The sequence below is a fragment of the Streptomyces sp. SPB162 genome (genome assembly GCF_029504575.1).
Taxonomy (GTDB): domain Bacteria; phylum Actinomycetota; class Actinomycetes; order Streptomycetales; family Streptomycetaceae; genus Actinacidiphila.
In genome coordinates, this window is sequence record NZ_JAQFII010000001.1 from 1968057 (window position 1) to 1988701 (window position 20645).

General features: G+C 71.4%; 14 protein-coding genes and 1 pseudogene. 2 read left to right on the top strand and 13 right to left on the bottom strand.

Going from position 1 to position 20645, the window contains the following annotated elements; genetic code table 11:
- Positions 1-123 precede the first annotated feature (123 nt).
- The gene (pepN, locus tag M2266_RS09110) at positions 124-2640 is read right to left on the bottom strand and encodes an aminopeptidase N (protein WP_277437713.1); all 2517 of its coding nucleotides are present in this window, start codon (positions 2638-2640) and stop codon (positions 124-126) included.
- Positions 2641-2703: 63 nt separating this feature from the next.
- Entirely contained in the window at positions 2704-3597 is an 894-nt protein-coding gene (locus M2266_RS09115) for an AraC family transcriptional regulator (protein WP_277441119.1), read from the bottom strand.
- A 204-nt stretch (positions 3598-3801) separates the two neighbouring features.
- On the opposite strand from M2266_RS09115, the gene M2266_RS09120 reads away from it, so the two are divergent.
- The gene (locus M2266_RS09120; RefSeq protein WP_277437714.1) at positions 3802-4689 is read left to right on the top strand and encodes a hypothetical protein; all 888 of its coding nucleotides are present in this window, start codon (positions 3802-3804) and stop codon (positions 4687-4689) included.
- Positions 4690-4805: 116 nt separating this feature from the next.
- Here M2266_RS09120 and M2266_RS09125 read toward each other — a convergent pair whose 3' ends face one another.
- The 11 genes and pseudogenes from M2266_RS09125 to M2266_RS09175 all read right to left on the bottom strand — a co-directional run bounded on the left by M2266_RS09125 (position 4806) and on the right by M2266_RS09175 (position 19052).
- Complete coding sequence (locus M2266_RS09125; protein WP_277437715.1) at positions 4806-6266, bottom strand: glutamate synthase subunit beta; 1461 nt, start codon at positions 6264-6266, stop codon at positions 4806-4808.
- Positions 6259-10801, bottom strand: a pseudogene (gene gltB / locus M2266_RS09130) (glutamate synthase large subunit). The gene M2266_RS09125 and the pseudogene gltB overlap by 8 nt, the downstream one beginning before the upstream one ends.
- Before the next feature lie 308 nt (positions 10802-11109).
- Positions 11110-11844 carry a VIT1/CCC1 transporter family protein gene (locus M2266_RS09135; RefSeq protein ID WP_277437716.1) on the bottom strand — a complete coding sequence of 245 codons (735 nt, stop codon included), beginning with the start codon at positions 11842-11844 and terminating at the stop codon, positions 11110-11112.
- A 172-nt stretch (positions 11845-12016) separates the two neighbouring features.
- Complete coding sequence (gene lgt / locus M2266_RS09140) at positions 12017-13006, bottom strand: prolipoprotein diacylglyceryl transferase (RefSeq protein ID WP_277437717.1); 990 nt, start codon at positions 13004-13006, stop codon at positions 12017-12019.
- Between the two features lie 74 nt (positions 13007-13080).
- Positions 13081-13887, bottom strand: a complete 807-nt coding sequence (locus tag M2266_RS09145) for a thioredoxin domain-containing protein (RefSeq protein WP_277437718.1) — start codon at positions 13885-13887, stop codon at positions 13081-13083.
- A 160-nt stretch (positions 13888-14047) separates the two neighbouring features.
- The gene (trpA, locus tag M2266_RS09150) at positions 14048-14863 is read right to left on the bottom strand and encodes a tryptophan synthase subunit alpha (protein ID WP_277437719.1); all 816 of its coding nucleotides are present in this window, start codon (positions 14861-14863) and stop codon (positions 14048-14050) included.
- On the bottom strand, positions 14860-16107 hold the full coding sequence (trpB, locus tag M2266_RS09155; protein WP_277437720.1) for a tryptophan synthase subunit beta: 1248 nt from the start codon (positions 16105-16107) through the stop codon (positions 14860-14862). Before trpB ends, trpA begins: the two co-directional genes overlap by 4 nt.
- 205 nt (positions 16108-16312) lie before the next feature.
- Positions 16313-17122, bottom strand: coding sequence for an indole-3-glycerol phosphate synthase TrpC (gene trpC, locus M2266_RS09160; RefSeq protein ID WP_277437721.1), 810 nt, complete (start codon positions 17120-17122; stop codon positions 16313-16315).
- A gap of 189 nt (positions 17123-17311) precedes the next feature.
- Entirely contained in the window at positions 17312-17701 is a 390-nt protein-coding gene (locus M2266_RS09165; protein ID WP_346780943.1) for a DUF2752 domain-containing protein, read from the bottom strand.
- Positions 17702-17984: 283 nt separating this feature from the next.
- Positions 17985-18194, bottom strand: a complete 210-nt coding sequence (locus M2266_RS09170; protein WP_277441121.1) for an HGxxPAAW family protein — start codon at positions 18192-18194, stop codon at positions 17985-17987.
- Between the two features lie 102 nt (positions 18195-18296).
- A complete protein-coding gene (locus M2266_RS09175) occupies positions 18297-19052 on the bottom strand; it encodes a TIGR02234 family membrane protein (RefSeq protein ID WP_277437722.1) in 756 nt (251 codons plus the stop codon).
- A gap of 286 nt (positions 19053-19338) precedes the next feature.
- Between M2266_RS09175 and M2266_RS09180 the strand changes: the two genes are divergently transcribed.
- Positions 19339-20640 (top strand): peptidase S8, encoded by a 1302-nt coding sequence (locus tag M2266_RS09180; protein WP_277437723.1) that lies wholly within the window; start codon positions 19339-19341, stop codon positions 20638-20640.
- Positions 20641-20645 lie beyond the last annotated feature (5 nt).

Sequence of the window (20645 nt, forward strand, 5' to 3'; positions counted from 1 at the left end):
ACGAGGGCCACCGGTCAGGGGTATCGCGGGGTGGTACGGAGGATCGGAATCCGGCCGATGAGGACGCGGCGGGCCGCGGTCCGGGGTGCCCGCGCGGTCGTGGGCACCCCGGCTCACAAGCGGTTACGGGTAGGTCGCCCGGATCTTCAACGCGCGCTGCAGGTCGTGGAGTTGGTCGGCGAGCTGGCGGCGCAGCGCCGGCACCGGGTTGGCGTCGCGCAGGCATTCGCCGCCCAGGCGCAGGGTGGAGGGGTCGGTGGCCGTGGTGGGGAACGCGTACCGGCCGGCGGCGGTGGCGAGGGCGGGGCCGCGGCGGGCGGCGACCGCGGTGGCCGCGGCGAAGTAGAGCGGCACGTATCCGTGCAGCAGTTCGTGCTGTTCGGGCTGCCAGAAGCCCTGGGCGGTGGCGGTGAACAGGTAGGCCGACAGGGAGTCGTCCTCGAACATCGAGGTCCAGGCGGCGTGTTTGGCCCGCGGGTCGGGCAGCGCGGCGCGGCAGCGGGCGGCGCCCTCCTCGCCGGAGGCGCTGGGGTCGCGGGCGAGTTCCGCGGCGATGTCGTCGGGGGTGGCGGCGCCGAGGACGGTGAGCCGCAGCAACAGCCGCCAGCGCAGTTCGGGGTCGAGGGCGGGTCCGTCGGTGGTGCGGCCGTCGGTGGTGCGTCGGTCGGTGATGCGCCCGTCGGTGAGCCAGTCGCGCAGCCGTGCGGTGTCGGCCCCGGGGGTGGCGCAGTCGATCAGGGTGCGGGCGGCGCTGAGGTGCAGGGCGGCGGAGTCGCCGGCCAGGAAGGTGTGGCAGACCCCGGCGAGCAGGCCCAGGTCGGTGCTGCGGCGGGCGGGGTCGCGGTAGCGGTCGACGATCTGGCCGCGGGTGAAGGTGAGGACGCCCTGGACGATGGCGGGGTCCGTTTCGGCGGGGAGGTGGCGCAGGACCAGGCCGAGGTAGTCGCCGGGCGGCAGTTCGCCGTCGCGCACCAGGTCGCGGGCGGCGTTCCAGACCACGGCGCGGGAGAGCGGGTCGGGCAGGCCGCTGAGGCATTCGGTGACGGTGGTCCACGACTGGTCGTCGAAGCGGATCTTGGTGTAGCTGAGGTCGCCGTCGTTGAGCAGGACCAGGTCGGGGCGGACGGGCCGGCCTTCGGGCAGCAGCGGGACGCGGGGGGCGGCGAGGTCCACCGCGAGGCGTTCGCGCAGCACGAGCCGGCAGGTGTCGGTCACCGCGCGGTCGTACAGGCCGACGTTGATGTGGTGCGGGCGGCTGCCGGTTCTGGCGATGAACGGTGCGGCCGGGGTGTCGAAGTGCGGCTGGAGGGTGTCGACGCCGGTGGTGCGCAGCCACTGTGCGGCCCATTTGCGGACGTCGCGGCCGGTGGCGCCGCCGAGGGAGTCGATGAAGTCGTCGAGGGTGGCGTTGCCGAAGCGGTGCCGGGCGATGTGGGCGTTGACGCCCGCGAGGAATTCCTTGGTGCCGAGCCAGGCGACGAGTTGGCGCAGCGCCGAGGCGCCCTTGGCGTAGGAGATGCCGTCGAAGTTCAGCAGCGCGGAGGCGGTGTCGGGGACGGCTTCGGGGGCGACGGGGTGGGTGGAGGGGCGCTGGTCGGCGTCGTAGCCGAAGACCTTGCGGGCGATGGCGAAGTCGGTCCAGGTGGTGGTGAAGCCGGTGGCTTCGGCGAGGACCTGGTAGCCCAGGTACTCGGCGAAGGACTCGTTGAGCCAGATGTCGTCCCACCAGCGCAGGGTGACGAGGTTGCCGAACCACATGTGGGCCATCTCGTGGGCGACGACGACGGCCCGCTGCTGGCGTTCGGGGAGGGTGACGGCGGAGCGGTAGACGTACTCGTCGCGGAAGGTGACCAGGCCGGGGCTCTCCATGGCGCCCCAGTTGAACTCCGGGACGAACGCCTGGTCGTAGGAGTCGAACGGGTAGGGCTCGTCGAATATCTCGTGGTACCGGTCGAAGCAGCGGCGGGTGGTGTCGAGGAGTTCGGCCGCGTTGCCGTCGAGGTGCGGTGCCAGGCTCTTGCGGGCGTGCAGGCCGAAGGGCAGTCCGGCGTGCTCGGTGCGGATGCTGTGCCAGGGTCCGGCCGCGACCGCGAGGAGGTAGCTGCTGATGGGCGGTGTCGGGGCGATCTGCCAGTGCCCTTCGCCGGTGCGCTGCGCCGTGCCGTTGCCGAGGACCTTCCAGGCGGGCGGGGCGGTGACGGTGACGTCGAAGACGGCCTTGAGGTCGGGCTGGTCGAAGGTGGCGGTGAGCGCGGGGCAGATGTCGAGGCCGAGCTGGGTGTACGTGTAGACCTCGCCGTCGGCGGGGTCGGTGAAGCGGTGCATGCCTTCGCCGGTGCGGGAGTAGCGCATGTCCGCGTCGATCCGCAGTTCGTTGTCGGTGCGCAGCCCGGGGAGCGGGAGCCGGCCGTCGTCGAGGGTGCCGGGGTCGAGCGGGCGGCCGTTGAGTTCGGCGCTGTGCAGGGCGGCGGGCCGTAGCTCGATGAAGGTGGCGGCGCCGTCTTCGCGGGCGGTGAAGCGGATCACCGAGGTGGAGCGGAAGGTCGCGTCCCCGCAGGTGAGGTCCAGATGGATCGCGTAGTGGTCGACGTCGATCAGGCGGGCGCGGGTCTCGGCCTCGGCGCGAGTCAGGGCTGGCATGCCGGACATGCTGCCGTACGGCGGAGCGTCGTCAAAGTGCCGGCCTCGTGTCCGGCGCGCCGGTCACGTGCCGGGGTGGTCCGCCGACTGCCGGATGATGCGGCGGGGGTCCAGCTGGTCGGTGGAGAAGCCGCCGGGCACGGTGCGGTACTGCTGTTCGCGGAAGCGCACGGGGGCGGCGCCGACCCGGCGGGTGAACAGCCGGCTGAAGTAGGCGGGGTCCTCGTAGCCGACGCGGCGGGCGACGGCGGCGACCGGCAGGTCGGTGGCGGCGAGGAGTTCCTTGGCGCGGCCGAGCCGGATGCCGAGCAGGTAGTCCTTGGGGCTGCAGCCGGCGCTGCTGCGGACCGCGGCACGCAGTTCGGCCAGGGTCATGCCGTGCCGGGTGGCGTGTTCCGCGATGGTCAGTGACAGGAACGCGTCGCGGGCGAGGGCGTCGAGCACCCGGTCGCCGTCGCCGGTGGTGTCGGCGCGGGCCCGGCGCAGGGCGACGAGGAGTTCGTGGACGGCGGCGGAGCTCTCGACTTCCAGCAGGGGGTTTCCCGGGCGGGCGGCGCGGGCTATGCGGGCGATGACGGCGCGCGGTCCTGTGGTGTCGCTGAGCGGGACGATGGGCCGGTCGGGCTCGATGTAGCCGAGTTCGGTGTAGGTGGCGGCGGCCGGTCCGGTGAAGTCGACGAAGCTCTCGTCCCAGCCGCTGCCGGGGTGCGGCGCGTAGTGGTGTTCGGCGTCGGGGGTGAGCCAGAGCAGGGTGGGCGCGGTGATCTCGACGGCGTCGCCGCCGCGGTGCCGGAACCAGCCGGTGCCGGCGCTGATGACGACGGCGACGTGGTGGTCGATGGTGCGCGGCCCGACGGTGGGCAGCGCCCCGTGCTGCATGCCGACGCCGAGGCATACCAGGCCGAGCCGGTGGTGGACCGGGTTCGGGGTGAAGTAGCGCATCCATGTATGGAACATCGAGGACCGATCTTCGCTCATGGAGTGCGGTGGTGGCCAGGGGGCGGGGGCCCGCCCGCGCGCTGTGGGGGCGGCCGGTGTGGTCCCGCGATCCCGGGGTCCTCCTATGGAGGCACCACCAGTGGTTTTGGCGTCCAACCGGGTGTTGACGCGTAATCTCGAAAGGTCACCGGTCCGCACGGGTGGCCGGCGGGGGAGGTGGTTGTGACCGAGATCGAGCACGGGTTCCCGCACCTCGCCACGGTCCGGAGGTCGCTCACCGCGCTGTACCGGCGGCTGTCGGCCGACACGGTCGGGCAGTACGCGGCGAGCGTGCGTCCGGAGTCGGTGGAGTTCCCGCCGGACGAGGACCCGTATCTGGGGGCGCAGCGCGTGGCGCGCGTCATGCTGCAGCACTTCCGGCTGCCGGACGCCCGGATGGTGGTGGGGTTCCGCGACATGGTGCACGCGGGCAATGTCGAGCTGACGGCGGGTCCCGAGTACTTCGTCGAGCTGCACTCGCGGTTCAAGACGGACCGCCGTGACGTGGGCGCCGCGCTGGCGCACGAGGTGATGCACGTCTACCTGCACCGTCTGGGACTGGAGCTGCCCGGCACCCGGGACAACGAGATCCTGACCGACACCGCGACCGCGTTCCTGGGGGCGGGGTGGCTGCTGCTGGACTCGTACCGGGAGGAGCCGGCGATCCGGGAGGACCGGTTGATGATGTCGGCGTACAAGCTGGGGTATCTGACGCCGGAGGAGTACGGCTATGTGCTCGCGAAGCGGGCGCTGGTCTTCGGGGACGACATCGAGCCGTGGTTCAGCAGTCCGCTGGCGCGCGACGCCTACCGGGCCGGGCTGGTCCTCGCCGAGCAGGAGCGGCGGCAGCCGCCGCTGCTCGCGGCGGGGTGGGCGGCCCGGCGGCGCTACGCCAAGGACCGGCGGGCGGGTACCCCCTCCCCCGAAGCGGGCTACGCGTTCGAGACGGCCGCCCCACGGCGCGTCTCGTTCCCGTGCCCGACCTGCCACCAGCGCATCCGGGTGCCGGTGCGGGGACGTGTCACCGTGCGCTGCGCGCTGTGCCGGACGCTCCTGGAGTGCGACACCTGACCGTCTCCGTGAGGTGCGCGGAAAGGGCGACGCGACGCCTGCCCCCGTGGTCGGGGTGGGCAGGCGCCGCGTCTTGTTCCGCACTTCGTTGTACGGGACAGCTGGGGTGGTGCGGGTCAGACGGTGAGCGGGCGGTCCGTCGGCCGGACCGGGGCGTGCAGGGTGCTGTGGCCGGTCAGGAAGCGGTCCACCGCGCTGGCGGCCGAACGGCCTTCGGCGATGGCCCACACGATGAGCGACTGGCCGCGGCCCGCGTCTCCGGCGACGAACACGCCGTTGACGTTGGTCGCGTACTGCTGGTCGCGGGCGATGTTGCCGCGCGCGTCCAGGGCCAGGCCGAGCTGGTCGATCAGGCCGTTCTTCTGGTCGGTGCCGGTGAAGCCCATGGCCAGCGTGACGAGCTGGGCCGGGATGGTGCGCTCGGTGCCCGGCTGCTGCACGAACTTCCCGTCCTGGAACGCCACCTCGACCAGGTGCAGCGACTGGACGTTGCCGTCCTCGTCGCCCTCGAACTTCATCGTGTTGACGGCGTAGACCCGCTCGCCGCCCTCCTCGTGCGCCGAGGTGACCTTGTACGTCATCGGCATCGTCGGCCAGGGCTGGTTGTCCGGGCGGTCCTCGGTCGGCCGCGGCATGATCTCCAGCTGGGTGACCGAGGCCGCGCCCTGGCGGTGGGCGGTGCCGACGCAGTCGGCGCCGGTGTCGCCGCCGCCGATGACGACCACGTGCTTGCCCGCGGCGGTGATCGGAGGGGCGACGAAGTCGCCCTCCTGCACCTTGTTGGCGAGCGGCAGGTACTCCATCGCCTGGTGGATGCCGCCGAGCTCGCGGCCCGGCACCGGCAGGTCGCGGGCCTGGGTGGCGCCGGCGGCGATGACGACCGCGTCATAGCGCTTCTTGAGCTTGTCGCCCAGCAGGTCGGTGCCGATCTGGACACCGGTGCGGAACTTGGTGCCCTCCGCGCGCATCTGCTCGATGCGGCGGTTGATGTGCCGCTTCTCCATCTTGAACTCGGGGATGCCGTAGCGCAGCAGGCCGCCGATGCGGTCGGCGCGCTCGTACACCGCGACCGTGTGGCCGGCGCGGGTCAGCTGCTGGGCGGCGGCGAGTCCCGCCGGGCCCGAGCCGATGACGGCGACGGTCTTGCCGGACAGCCGCTCGGGCGGCTGCGGGGTCACGTCGCCGCTGTCCCACGCCTTGTCGATGATGGTGACTTCGACGTTCTTGATGGTGACGGCGTCCTGGTTGATGCCCAGCACGCAGGCGGACTCGCAGGGCGCGGGGCACAGCCGGCCGGTGAACTCCGGGAAGTTGTTGGTCGCGTGCAGCCGCTCGCTGGCCGCGGTCCAGTCCTCGCGGTAGGCGTAGTCGTTCCACTCGGGGATGAGGTTTCCGAGCGGGCAGCCGTTGTGGCAGAACGGGATGCCGCAGTCCATGCAGCGGCCGGCCTGCTTGCTGATGATCGGCAACAGCCCGCCGGGGATGTAGACCTCGTTCCAGTCCTGCTTGCGCTCCTCGACGGGACGCCGGTCGCACAGCTGGCGGGGCGTGGTGAGGAAGCCCTTGGGGTCAGCCATTAGCCGCCTCCATCATCTTCGCGGTGGTCTCGGACTCGGAGAGTCCGGCCTGCTCGGCGGCGTTCTTGGCGGCGAGCACTGCCTTGTAGTCCCTCGGCATGACCTTGCCGAAGCGGGTGAGGGTGGTTCCCCAGTCGGCGAGCAGCTTCTCGGCGACGGTGGAGCCGGTCTCCTCCTGGTGGCGGCGCACGACATCGTGCAGCCACGTGATGTCCTCGGCGTCGAGCGACTCGACGTTGACCATGCCGGTGTTGACGTTGTCCGGGTCGAGGTCCAGGACGTAGGCGATGCCGCCGGACATGCCGGCCGCGAAGTTGCGGCCGGTCTCGCCCAGGACGACGGCCCGGCCGCCGGTCATGTACTCGCAGCCGTGGTCGCCCACGCCTTCCGAGACGACGGTGGCGCCGGAGTTGCGGACGCAGAACCGTTCGCCGGTCCGGCCGCGCAGGAACAGCTCGCCGCCGGTCGCACCGTACGCGATGGTGTTGCCCGCGATGGTGGAGAACTCGGCGAGGTGGTCGGCGCCGCGGTCCGGGCGGACGATGACGCGCCCGCCGGACAGGCCCCTTGCCGACGTAGTCGTTGGCGTCGCCCTCCAGGCGGAGCGTGATGCCCCGGGGCAGGAAGGCGCCGAACGACTGGCCGGCGGATCCGGTCAGGGTGATGTCGATGGTGTCCTCGGGCAGGCCCGCGCCGCCGTACTTCTTCGTCACCTCGTGGCCGAGCATGGTGCCGACCGTGCGGTTGACGTTGCGGATCGGGAGCTGGACGCGGACGGGGGCGCCGGTGGTCAGCGCCTCCTCGGCGAGCTGGATCAGCGTGTTGTCGAGCGCCTTCTCCAGGCCGTGGTCCTGCACCGTGGTCTGGTGGAGGACCGCGCCCTCGGGCAGTTCCGGCACGTACAGCAGCGGGGCCAGGTCCAGGCCCTGCGCCTTCCAGTGGTCGACGGCACGCCCTGCGTCGATGAGCTCGGCGTGGCCGACTGCCTCCTCGAGGGAGCGGAAGCCCAGCTCCGCGAGGATCTCGCGGACCTCTTCCGCGATGAACTCGAAGAAGTTGACGATGTACTCGGCCTTGCCGCTGAACCGCTCGCGCAGCACCGGGTTCTGGGTGGCGACGCCGACCGGGCAGGTGTCCAGGTGGCAGACGCGCATCATGATGCAGCCCGACACGACCAGCGGGGCGGTCGCGAAGCCGAACTCCTCGGCGCCCAGCAGGGCGGCGATGACGACGTCGCGGCCGGTCTTGAGCTGGCCGTCGGTCTGCACGACGATCCGGTCGCGCAGGCCGTTGAGCAGCAGCGTCTGCTGGGTCTCGGCCAGGCCGAGCTCCCAGGGGCCGCCCGCGTGCTTGAGCGAGGTGAGCGGCGAGGCGCCCGTTCCGCCGTCGTGGCCGGAGATCAGGACGACGTCCGCGTGGGCCTTGGAGACACCGGCGGCGACGGTGCCGACGCCGACCTCGGAGACCAGCTTGACGTGAATGCGCGCCTTGGGGTTGGCGTTCTTCAGGTCGTGGATCAGCTGGGCGAGGTCCTCGATCGAGTAGATGTCGTGGTGCGGGGGCGGCGAGATCAGGCCGACGCCGGGGGTGGAGTGCCGGGTCTTGGCGACCCAGGGGTAGACCTTGTGGCCGGGCAGCTGACCGCCCTCGCCGGGCTTGGCGCCCTGCGCCATCTTGATCTGGATGTCGTCGGAGTTGACCAGGTATTCGCTGGTCACGCCGAAGCGGCCGGAGGCGACCTGCTTGATGGCGCTGCGCCGGGCCGGGTCGTAGAGCCGCTCGGCGTCCTCGCCGCCCTCACCGGTGTTGGACTTGCCGCCCAGCTGGTTCATAGCGATGGCGAGGGTTTCGTGCGCCTCCATGGAGATGGAGCCGTACGACATGGCGCCGGTGGAGAAGCGCTTGACGATCGCGGAGACCGGCTCGACCTCGTCGATGGAGATCGGGGTGCGCTCGCCCTCCTTGAAGGCGAACAGGCCGCGCAGCGTCATCAGACGCTCCGACTGCTCGTCGACGCGGCTGGTGTACTGCTTGAAGATGTCGTAGCGGCGGGTCCGCGTGGAGTGCTGCAGCCGGAAGACCGTGTCCGGGTCGAACAGGTGCGGCTCGCCCTCGCGGCGCCACTGGTACTCGCCGCCGATGTCGAGCCGGCGGTGCGCGGCGGCGATGCCGGAGGCCGGGTAGGCCTTGGCGTGCCGGGCGGCGACCTCCTGGGCGACGACGTCGAGGCCGGAGCCGCCGAGCTTGGTGTCGGTGCCGTGGAAGTAGGTGTCCACGAACTCCTTGTCCAGGCCGATGGCCTCGAAGACCTGCGCGCCGCGGTAGGAGGCGACGGTGGAGATGCCCATCTTGGACATGACCTTCAGGACGCCCTTGCCGAGCGCCTTGATGAGGTTGCGGATCGCGTCCTCGGCCTCGATGCCCTGCAGGAAGGTGTCCGCGCGGGCCAGGTCCTCGACCGACTCCATGGCCAGGTACGGGTTGACGGCCGCGGCGCCGTAGCCGATGAGCAGCGCGACGTGGTGCACCTCGCGCACGTCGCCGGCCTCGACGATCAGGCCGACCTGGGTGCGCTGCTTGGTGCGGATGAGGTGGTGGTGGACGGCCGAGGTGAGCAGCAGCGACGGGATCGGGGCGTGCTCGGCGTCGGAGTGCCGGTCGGACAGCACGATGAGGCGTGCGCCGTCTTCCATCGCGGTGTCGACCTCGGCGCAGATCTCGGTGAGGCGTGCGGCGAGGGAGTCGCCGCCGCCCGCGACCCGGTACAGGCCGGACAGGGTCGCGGCGCCGAGGCCGGGCAGGTCGCCGTCGGCGTTGATGTGGATGAGCTTGGCCAGCTCGTCGTTGTCTATCACCGGGAAGGGCAGCACGACGTTGCGACAGGAGGCCGGCGACGGCTCCAGCAGGTTGCCGCCGGGGCCGACCGTGGAGATCAGCGAGGTGACGAGCTCCTCGCGGATGGCGTCCAGCGGCGGATTGGTGACCTGCGCGAACAGCTGGGTGAAGTAGTCGAAGAGCAGCCGGGGGCGCTCGGACAGCGCCGCGATCGGCGAGTCGGTGCCCATGGAGCCGAGCGGCTCGCCGCCGGTCTTGGCCATCGGGGCGAGGATGACGCGCAGCTCTTCCTCGGTGTAGCCGAAGGTCTGCTGGCGGCGGGTGACCGAGGCGTGGGTGTGCACGATGTGCTCACGCTCGGGCAGGTCCTCCAGGGCGATCAGCCCGGCGTCGAGCCACTCCGCGTACGGGTGCTCGGCGGCCAGCGCCGTCTTGATCTCGTCGTCCTCGATGATGCGGTGCTCGGCGGTGTCGACGAGGAACATCTTGCCGGGCTGCAGCCGCCCCTTGCGGACGATCTTGCCGGGCTCGATGTCCAGGACACCGGACTCCGAGGCGAGCACCACGAGGCCGTCGTCGGTCACCCAGTAGCGGCCGGGGCGCAGACCATTGCGGTCCAGGACCGCGCCGACCTGGGTGCCGTCGGTGAAGGTGACGCAGGCCGGCCCGTCCCAGGGCTCGATGATCGTGGAGTGGTACTGGTAGAAGGCGCGGCGGGCCGGTTCCATCGAGGCGTGGTTCTCCCACGCCTCGGGGATCATCATCAGCACGCTGTGGGGCAGCGAGCGGCCGCCGAGGTGCAGGAGTTCCAGCACCTCGTCGAAGGACGCGGTGTCCGAGGCGCCGGGGGTGCAGACCGGGAAGACCCGCTCCAGGCTGCCGTCGAACAGGTCGCTGTGGAGCTGCGACTCGCGGGCCCGCATCCAGTTGCGGTTGCCCTTGACGGTGTTGATCTCACCGTTGTGCGCCACGAACCGGTACGGGTGTGCCAGCGGCCAGCTCGGGAAGGTGTTGGTGGAGAAGCGGGAGTGCACCAGGGCGATGGCGGTGGCGATCCGCCGGTCCGACAGGTCCGGGAAGAACGGCTCCAGCTGCCCGGTGGTGAGCATGCCCTTGTAGATGATCGTGCGCGCGGACAGCGACGGGAAGTAGACGTCGGCCTCGCGCTCGGCGCGCTTGCGCAGCACGAAGGCGGGACGGTCCAGCGCCAGGCCGGACCGGGTGCCCGTGGGGTCGGCGACGAAGAGCTGCGCGAAGTGCGGCATCGTCGAGCGGGCCGTGGCGCCCAGCAGCTGCGGCGCGACCGGGACCTCGCGCCAGCCGAGGACGCTGAGGCCCTCTTCGGCGGCGATCCGCTCGATCGCGTCGACCGCCTTGGTGCGGTCCTCGGTGTCGACGGGGAGGAATCCGATGCCCACGGCGTAGTGGCCGGCCTCGGGGAGGGTGAACCCGGCGGCATCGCGCAGGAACGCGTCCGGGACCTGGAGGAGGATGCCCGCGCCGTCACCCGAGTCGGGTTCGGAACCGGTGGCACCGCGGTGCTCCAGATTGCGCAGAACGGTCAGTGCCTGCTCGACCAGCGCGTGGCTGGCCTCGCCCGTCAGGGTGGCCACGAAACCGACGCCACAGGCGTCGTGCTCGTTGCGGGGGTCGTACAGTCCCTGCGGGGCGGGTCGCCCGTCCATGAACGCGGAACGCATCGGCTCTCCCGTCGTCGTCATCATTGGCATATATGCAGTGCCTGTCATAGGCATGCGCAATAGGGACGACGTTGGCCCTCTGCGATTTCGTGCAGGTTACATGATGACCGAGTGTTCGAGAAGCGGATACTCAGTTCCATCATGTGGACAAGGCGCGGTGTATGCAGGCAGTACGCAGCACTTACGGACCATGTCGTTACAGAGTCGCCCGAGGCGGATCCCACCCGGCGCCACGGTCTGATGCCCGTTGGCGCGGCTCCTGAAACGAGGGAGAAACAACAGGAGGCTTGTGGCCTCGATCACCTGGCTCAGCCGACGGCGGTACCGATGAATGAACCCAATACGAAGGTAACCCCGGCAGCCGCTCCGCCCAACAGGAGCTGCCGGATTCCGCTGAACCACCAGGAGCGGGCCGTGACCCGCGCCACCGCGGCGCCGCAGCCGAACAGCCCGATCAGCGCCAGTACCAGCGCGGGCCACAGCGCGGTGGCACCCAGCAGGTACGGCAGCACGGGCAGCAGCGCGCCGAGCGCGAAGGACACGAACGAGGAGCCGGCCGCCACCAACGGGGACGGCAGGTCGGCCGGGTCGATGCCCAGTTCCTCGCGGGCGTGTATCTCCAGTGCCTGCTCGGGGTCGGCCGACAACTGCCGGGCGACCTCCATCGCCAGCTCGGGCTCCACACCGCGCGAGACGTAGAGCGCGGCGAGCTCCCGCAGCTCGTCCTTGGGGTGCCGGCTCAGTTCCAGCCGTTCGATGTCCAGCTCCGCCTCGACCAGCTCGCGCTGCGAGGCCACCGAGGTGTACTCCCCCGCCGCCATCGAGAACGCGCCTGCCGCCAGCCCGGCGAGACCGGTGACCACGATCACCTTCGTGTCGACGTCGCCGCCGGCGACACCGGTCATCAGCGCGAGGTTCGAGACCAGACCGTCCATCGCCCCGAACACCGCGGGCCGCAGCCAGCCACCGCTGACGTCGCGGTGCGTGTGGTGCGCGACGTGGTACGGCGCGGGCTTCTCTTCGGTCTCGACGGCCGACGACATGATGGCGCTGCTCCCTCCGACCGGGGCACTCGCCCCGGTTCCCTCCCTGCGAACATCCCGAAGGTACGCGCGAATTCCGTCGCATTCCAGCTAGGAAAGGCTGCCCTAGCTGCGAAAACACCGCGGCCGCCGGACTCGGGAGAGTCGGCGGCCGCGGGAGGAACGGGGAGGATCAGGAGGATTTGGACGCCTCCGCGCCATCGTTCTTCGCACTGTCCTTCTCCGCGCCGGACGTGTCCTTGGCCTCGGGCGCGTCCTTCGCGCCGGACCTGGTGCTGCCGGAGGCCGCGACGTCCTCGGCGTCCCCGCCGGCGGAGTCCTTGTCCAGGCTCACGTCGGCGCCGGCCGCTGCCGGCTCCACGTTCGTCTCGACGCCCGGGTGCCGCTTCGCCGACACCACCATGCCGACCACCGCGCCGATGAAGACGACGACCGCGGTCCAGCAGTTCAGCCGCAGGCCCAGCACGTGGTGCGCGTCGTCGACCCGCATGTACTCGATCCAGAAGCGGCCCACACAGTAGGACGCGACGTACAGCGCGAACGCGCGGCCGTGTCCCAGGCCGAACCTGCGGTCCGCCCAGATCACCAGCAGCGCTACACCGACGCACCACAGCGACTCGTACAGGAACGTCGGGTGGTAGGTGCCCGCCGGGTGCTGGTCGGTGGCGCTGATCTTCAGCCCCCACGGCAGGTCGGTGGCGCGCCCGTAGAGCTCCTGGTTGAACCAGTTGCCCCAGCGGCCGCAGGCCTGCGCCAGGGCGATGCCCGGTGCGAGGGCGTCCGCCCAGGCCGGCAGCGGGATGCCCCGGCGGTGGCAGCCGATCCAGGCGCCGACCGCGCCGAGCGCGATCGCGCCCCAGATGCCGAGGCCGCCCTCCCAGATCTTGAACGCGTTGACCCAGTTCCGGCCCTCACCGAAGTACAGCTCGTAGTCGGTGATGACGTGGTAGAGCCGGCCGCCGACGAGTCCGAAGGGCACCGCCCACACGGCGATGTCCGCGACGGTCCCCTTCTGGCCGCCGCGGGCCACCCACCGCTTGTTTCCGAGCCAGACGGCTACGAAGACGCCGATGATGATGCAGAACGCGTAGCCGCGGAGCGGAATGGGTCCGAGGTACACCACACCGCTGGACGGACTGGGAATGAAAGCGAGGTTCTCCATAGCAGGGCCGACGCTACCGTGCCGGGCGGGCGCAGTGGCACCCAGCCCGGCTACGGACGCGTAACGGCCTTCCGTCAGGAGGTGGGGGTGGGCGTGACCGTGCCCGCCTTCTTGCCCTTGTTGGCTGCCGCGACCTGCTGCTTGAGCTTGGCCGGGGTCAGTGGGTCGGACTGGTTTCCGTAGACGCTCTTGCCGTTGAGCAGGACGGTCGGCGTGGAGCTGAACCCGGAGGAGCTGAAGGCGGCGGCCGACTTCTTGATCCAGCCGTCGTACGTGCCGTTGTTCACACACGCGGTGAAGGTGTCGGTCTTCAGCCCCGGCACCTTGCCGGCGAGCTCCAGCAGGTACGCCTTGTCCCCGAACTTGTCCTCCCGCTCGTCGGGCTGGTTCTCGTAGAGGACGTCGTGGAACGCCCGGAACTTCCCGGCGTCCTGGGCGCAGACGGCGGCGTTGCCCGCGTTCAGCGATCCGGTCCCGCCCATATTGCCGTCGATGATCGTCACGAGGTGGTACTCGGTCTTCAGCGCGCCGCTGTCCTCCAGGGAGTGCACGGTGTCGCGGAAGGTCTTCTCGAACATGCCGCAGCCGGGGCAGCGGAAGTCCTCGTAGACGGTCAGCGTCGACGGCGCGTCGGCCGCGCCGGTCGGGATGACGAGGTTGTCCTTGCCGGTCGCGCCCTTGGGGGACGCCAGCGGCTTGTCCGGTTCGCTCTTGTGGTTGGCGACGACCGCGGCGATCGTCCCCGCAATCGCCAGGACGACGATGACGGCGCCGCCGACGATCCACGTCCTCTTGCGTTTCTCGCGCGCCTTGTCCTTCTCGCGCTGTTCGTACATCGCCTCACGGGCGGTGCGCTTACCCTCACGGTTCTTCTGGCTCACACCCCTGGACAACGAACGGGGGAGGCGCGACGGCGCGGTGGACCGCGGGATTCGCCCGAACGAGGGAGGCCGGGCCGGGGACCACGCCCCGGGTTCGGGCTCCGGGTGCGCACCTCGGGCCGGGCGGGCTGTTCGGCCCGCCCGGCCCGAGGGCAGGCGGCTACGCGCGGCTGCGTACGCCCGCCGCGAGCGCGGTCGCGAGCTCGCGCACCCCGTCCAGGCCCGTTTCCAGGTCCGGTGCATCGAGGAGCCGCTTGACGAACGCGGAGCCGACGATGACGCCGTCCGCGAAGGCGGCGACCTCGGCGGCCTGCTCGGGGTTGGAGACGCCCAGGCCGACGCAGACCGGCAGTTCGGTGGTGGCGCGGGTGCGCCGTACGAGGTCGGCCGCCTGCGCGCCGACGCTCACCCGGGTGCCGGTGACGCCCATCAGCGACGCCGCGTAGACGAAGCCGGTGCCCACCGCGGTGATCTTGGCGAGCCGTTCGTCGCGGCTGCTCGGCGCGACCACGAAGACGGTGGCCAGCCCGTGCAGCTCGGCGGCCTTGCGCCACACCTCGGACTCCTCGACCGGCAGGTCCGGCAGGATGCAGCCGGCGCCGCCCGCCTCGGCGAGGTCGGCGGCGAACCGCTCGGTGCCGTACCGGTCGACCGGGTTCCAGTACGTCATCACCAGCACCGGCGCCCCGGTGGCGGCGTGCGCCTCGCGGACGGTGCGCAGCACGTCCTTGATCCGGACGCCGCCGCGCAGCGCGATGTCGTCGGCGGTCTGGATGACCGGTCCGTCGAGCACCGGGTCGCTGTGCGGCAGGCCGACCTCGACGACGTCGCAGCCGCCTTCGAACATGGCCTTGACGGCCGCGATACCGCCGTCGACCGAGGGGAATCCGGCCGGGAGGTAGCCGACCAGCGCGGCCCGGTTCTCGGCCTTCGCCGCGGCCAGGACGCCGTTCAACAGCTCGATGTTGCCGCTCACTTGGCTTCCCCCTGCTCGTTCCCGTTCTCGTACAGACCGAAGTAGCGGGCCGCGGTGTCCATGTCCTTGTCGCCGCGGCCGGAGAGGTTCACCAGGAGCAGGGCGTCCGGGCCCAGCTCGCGGCCGATCTCCAGCGCCCCGGCGAGGGCGTGCGCGCTCTCGATCGCGGGGATGATGCCCTCGGTCCGCGACAGGAGGCGCAGCGCCTGCATCGCGTGGTCGTCGGTGACCGCGCGGTACTCGGCGCGGCCGCTGTCCTTGAGGTAGGAGTGCTCCGGGCCGACGCCCGGGTAGTCCAGTCCCGCCGAGATCGAGTAGGGCTCGGTGATCTGCCCCTCGTCGTTCTGCAGGACATAGGAGCGGGAGCCGTGCAGGATGCCGGGCTCGCCCTGGCTGAGGGTGGCGGCGTGCTCGCCGGTCTCCACTCCGTGCCCCGCGGGTTCGCAGCCGACGAGGCGTACGTCCGCGTCGGGGAGGAACGCGTGGAAGAGCCCGATGGCGTTCGATCCGCCGCCGACGCAGGCGATGGCGGCATCCGGGAGCCGTCCGGTGCGCTCCAGGATCTGCCGGCGGGCCTCGACGCCGATGACCCGGTGGAAGTCGCGGACCAGCGCCGGGAAGGGGTGCGGCCCCGCGACCGTGCCGAAGAGGTAGTGGGTGCGGTCGACGTTGGCGACCCAGTCGCGGAACGCCTCGTTGATGGCGTCCTTGAGCGTGCGGCTGCCGGACTTTACCGACACGACCTCGGCGCCGAGCATGCGCATGCGGGCGACGTTCAGCGCCTGGCGCTGGGTGTCGACCTCGCCCATGTAGATGGTGCACTCGAGGCCGAAGAGCGCGCACGCGGTGGCGGTGGCGACGCCGTGCTGGCCGGCTCCGGTCTCGGCGATGACGCGGGTCTTGCCCATCCGCTTGGTGAGCAGCGCCTGGCCCAACACGTTGTTGATCTTGTGTGAACCGGTGTGGTTGAGGTCCTCGCGCTTGAGGAACACTCGGGCGCCGCCCGCGTGCTCGGCGAACCGCGCGACCTCGGTGAGCGCGCTCGGCCGGCCGGTGTAGTTGACCATCAGGTCGTTCAGCTCGGCGGCGAAGGCCGGATCGGCCTTGGCCTTCTCATACTCGGCGGCGACCTCGTCCACGGCGGCGACCAGCGCCTCCGGGATGAACTTGCCGCCGAACGCGCCGAAGTAGCCCTCGGCGGTCGGGATCCGGCCCTCGGGGTCGGGAATGAAGAATTCGGGCATGGCAGACACAGGAGTCCCCTGACAGTGAAATGCGGTGGCTGATGGAGGTGTCGCGGCTCAGCCGCGACGCCATCGCATTCCGTTGACCTGTCCGGGCTCGCCGCCGATCACGTACCGTACGCGCCGGCCGAGCACGCGACGCGCAGGCGCGCGGCAGCCGCGGGGGCGGCAGCCGGGGGCGAGGCGGGTCGCGATGGACATGCGGTCAGTTCCGTCCGAACCGGAGGGCGGGGTGGGCGCCGGCGGCCACGAGGTCGGCGACGGCCGCCCGCGGGTCCTTGCCGGTCACCAGGGACTCTCCGACCAGGACCGCGTCGGCGCCGTCGTTGGCGTACGCGATGAGGTCGTGCGGGCCGCGGACCCCGGACTCGGCGATCTTCACGATCTCGTCCGGGATCTCGGGGGCGATCCGCGCGAAGTTGCCGCGGTCGACCTCGAGGGTCTTGAGGTTCCGGGCGTTGACGCCGATGATCCGGGCGCCGGCGTCGACCGCGCGGGCGACCTCCTCCTCGTCGTGCACCTCGACGATCGGGGTGAGCCCGATCGAGGTGGCACGCTCGATGAGCGAGACCAGCGCGTCCTGCTCCAGGGCGGCGACGATCAGCAGGGCGAGGTCGGCACCGTAGGCGCGCGCCTCCCACAGCTGGTACGCGGTGACGATGAAGTCCTTGCGGAGGACCGGGATGTCGACCTTGGCGCGGACCGCTTCCAGGTCGGCGAGCGAGCCGCCGAACTTGCGCTGCTCCGTGAGGACGCTGATGACCGCGGCGCCGCCCGCCTCGTAGTCGGCGGCGAGTCCCGCCGGGTCGGCGATGGCGGCCAGCGCGCCCTTGGAGGGGCTGGAGCGCTTGACCTCGCAGATGACCTTGACGCTGTCACCGCGCAGGGCGGCGACTCCGTCCATCGCTTCGCGTGCCTTGCCGGCCAGCTCCCTGAGCTCGTCGATGGAGACCTGGGCCTGCCGGTCGGCGAGGTCGGCGCGGACTCCGTCGATGATCTCGTCGAGCACACTCACGCGAGCGGTCCCCTTCCGGGCTGGGTGGTGGAGCACGGTCCGTACACCGGGACGATCAAGCCAGTTAATGCTCGCTCCGGCTCACTGATGGTATCCGGCCGAGGGCGGAGGGCGCGCATCCGGTCGATCGCGGTCCCACTACCTGGACAAATGCCGCTGCTCCGTCCGGGGGACCGCGGCGAGGCGGGTCTACGGAGCGAGGGCCGATCCGAACGGCAGGTTCCGGGCCACGCCGAAGAACAGCACCACCGCGCCGATCGCCCACCAGTACGCGGGATGCAGCCGGATCGTGAACGCGCGGCCGCGCAGCGTCCGCGACAGCCACACCGTCCAGACCACGGCGAAGAGCACATATCCGGCCACGGCCAGTGCGTTCAGACCGAGGGCCGCACCGAGGTCTCCGTGCGCGAACGCGTGGGCGCTGCGCAGCCCGCCGCAGCCGGGGCAGTAGATCCCGGAGTACCGCAGCAGCGGGCAGACCGGGTAGTGGCCGGGGGTGTTCGGGTCGACGGTACCGACGTAAGCGAACGCGGCGACGACTCCCGCGAGCACCCCGAGCGGTACGGCGGCCCGCCGCAGCCGGCCGGCGGGCGGCGCGGGCTCGGGAGCGGGCCACGAGCGGGGGCCGGACCACGACCGGGCGTCGGCCTCCGGCTCGGCCGCGGACCGCGGCTCGCGGTGCGGCGCGGCGGTACCGGTCGTCGGCTGCGGCGCGGCGGTCAGCTTGTCGGTCACGTGCCTGATTGTGCCCCGGGACGCACGAGGGCGCAGCCCCGGACCAGCCGGGGCCGCGCCCTGTGTCGTGCCGTCGCGTGCCGTCGCGTGCCGTTGTGCGCCGCTCCGTGACCGTGATGGTCGGAGGTCAGCTGTGGGCGGGCTTCCGCGGCTGGCCCAGGCCCATCGTCCGCATCACGAGGCCGACGACGCCGCCGAGCAGGACCACGACCAGGCCCGCCCAGAAGCCGAGCGGCTCGGCCATCACCATGAAGGCACCCGAGACGCAGAATCCGATGAACGCGATTATGACGCCGGTCCAGGCGGCAGGGGTGTGGCCGTGGTTGTTGCCCGCCATGAGTGCTCCCATATGTTCTCGGTCGGGGAAGTTTTCCTCGACCATTCTTGCGCGTTCCGGCAGCGCCTCACGCACGGGGGTACGGCGCGGCAGGAGCGGGGGTCAGCGCCCGGTCGGGTCCTCGCCGCGGTCGAGGGCCTTCCACAGTTCCTCGGGGCGTTCGGGGTCCGCGGCGACGCGCTGTGGCTTCCGGGACGGCAGGCCGGTGGCCCCGTCCCGGTCGTAGCGGTTGGACATCCCCGGCCAGTGGCGGCCGCGCAGCACGGCGAGCACCCCTGCCGCGAGCAGCAGCGCTCCCCCGGCGGCGGCGGCCCAAGGCCATGTGGTGGAACTCTCACCGACGACGGTCGTACTGGTGAGCGTCGTGACGGCCTTGGCGGCCGCGCCCAGGGCGGAGCCGGGACCTTCCGTGAGGGAGGTGGTGACGATGCCCGCGCCGCACATCACGAGCAGGCCCGAGACCACGGAGCGGGTGACACCGCGGACGGCGAACACGGCGACGAGGGCGGCGAGGCCGACGAGGGCGAGCGCGCCGGGCACGCCGGTGACGTCGCCGCCGGAGACCGCGAGCGGTAGGGAGCCCTCTGCGTACCTGGCGGTCCCGTGCGCCCAGGTCTTGCTCGCCGCGAGGAGGGTGAGGGCGGCGCCGGCGACGCCGAACAGCAGCGCGAGGGCCAGGCTGCGGCGGCCCGCGGCGCGGGCGCGCCGCGGCGGCCCCGTCACCACGGGGTCGGCGGCCGGGTCCGGGGCGGGCACGGGGGCGGCCGAGGGGGTCACGGCGGGGTCCGGGGCGGTCGCGGTGGGGCTCGCGGTGGTCGCGGATTCGTCAGCGGGGCGGGGCGGGGGCACGGCAGTCACGTAGACCACTATCGCGCGTCGGCCCACGAGCGGCACAGGCGGGGGACCGTTCACGGACAGATCACCACGAGTCGATTTCATGCGCCGACCAGGCCATGAGTGAGCAACTTTTCGCCCATGTGATCACTACCGAAAGCAAAGCGGAGGTAGAGAGTCCGTCTGCCGTCTTGTTGACGTGTGCTCGTCACCCATACGTTCGCGGCCGATCCCCCTCGCGAGCACCCTCGCGACGGCGGGTCGACTCCCCCCGCACAGCCCCCGGTTCACAGCCACAGGAGGCAGTACGTTGCGCACAACCCTCTCCCCGGCGTCGCTTCGGCGCGCCGGACTCTCCCTCACCGCCGTCGCGGGACTGGCTCTGGCGGGCTTCGCCATCGCCCCCACCGCCGACGCGCAGCCGGTCGCGCGGACCGCCGCGAACGCGGCGCTCAGCGCGGACCAGCCCGTCCACACCGCGCGGGCCTGCGCGGTGCCCAAGGCGGGCGAGATGGCCTGCAAGGCGCTCCGCGTCACCAGCGGCACCGTGCACACCACCAACGTCCGAGGCACGACGATCACGCCGAACGCGGCCGCCGCCACCCCCACAGGTTACGGCCCCAGTGACCTTCAGAAGGCGTACGGACTGACCTCCGCGGCGGCGGCGAACGGCGCCGGGCGGACGATCGCGATCGTCGACGCGTACGACGACCCCAACGCCGAGTCGGACCTCGCCGTCTACCGCGCGCACTACGGACTGCCGGCCTGCACCACGGCCAACGGCTGCTTCAAGAAGGTCAGCCAGACCGGCAGCACCACCGCGCTGCCCACCTCCGACGCCGGCTGGTCCGAGGAGATATCGCTCGACCTCGACATGGCCAGCGCGATCTGCCCCAAGTGCAAGATCCTGCTCGTCGAGGCCAAGACCCCGTCCATGACCAACCTCGGCACCGCGGTGAACCGCGCGGTGACCCTGGGCGCGAAGTACGTCTCGAACAGCTACGGCGGCGGGGAGTCCTCCTCCGACGCGTCCTACGACAGCAGCTACTTCAACCACCCGGGCGTGGCCATCACGGTCAGCGCCGGTGACTCCGCCTACGGCGCCGAGTACCCGGCCGCCTCCAAGTACGTGACGTCGGTCGGCGGCACCGCCCTGAAGACCGCGTCCAACACCCGCGGCTGGACCGAGACGGTCTGGTCCACGAACAGCACCGAGGGCACCGGCTCCGGCTGCTCCGCCTACGACGCCAAGCAGTCCTGGCAGAAGGACACCGGCTGCGCCAAGCGGACCATCTCCGACGTCTCCGCGGTCGCCGACCCGGCCACCGGCGTCGCGATCTACGACTCCTTCGGGATCACCGCCGGGTACTACACCTTCGGTGGCACCAGCGCCTCGGCGCCGATCATCGCGGGCGTGTACGCCATCGCGGGCGCCCCGTCGTCCGGTTCGTACCCGACCTCGTTCCCGTACGCCCACACCTCCGCGCTCAACGACGTGGTCAGCGGCTCCAACGGCAGCTGCTCGGGCTCGTACCTGTGCACCGCCAAGGCCGGCTACGACGGCCCGACGGGACTCGGTACCCCGAACGGCACCTCGGCCTTCACCGGCTGACGCTC

Coding starts and splice junctions, on each gene's coding strand:
- trpB (WP_277437720.1), bottom strand. CDS start 16,107: ATGCCCGAATTCTTCATTCCCGACCCCGAGGGCCGGATCCCGACCGCC.
- lgt (WP_277437717.1), bottom strand. CDS start 13,006: ATGGAGAACCTCGCTTTCATTCCCAGTCCGTCCAGCGGTGTGGTGTAC.
- pepN (WP_277437713.1), bottom strand. CDS start 2,640: ATGCCAGCCCTGACTCGCGCCGAGGCCGAGACCCGCGCCCGCCTGATC.
- M2266_RS09135 (WP_277437716.1), bottom strand. CDS start 11,844: ATGTCGTCGGCCGTCGAGACCGAAGAGAAGCCCGCGCCGTACCACGTC.
- M2266_RS09115 (WP_277441119.1), bottom strand. CDS start 3,597: ATGTTCCATACATGGATGCGCTACTTCACCCCGAACCCGGTCCACCAC.
- M2266_RS09125 (WP_277437715.1), bottom strand. CDS start 6,266: ATGGCTGACCCCAAGGGCTTCCTCACCACGCCCCGCCAGCTGTGCGAC.
- M2266_RS09170 (WP_277441121.1), bottom strand. CDS start 18,194: ATGGCGGGCAACAACCACGGCCACACCCCTGCCGCCTGGACCGGCGTC.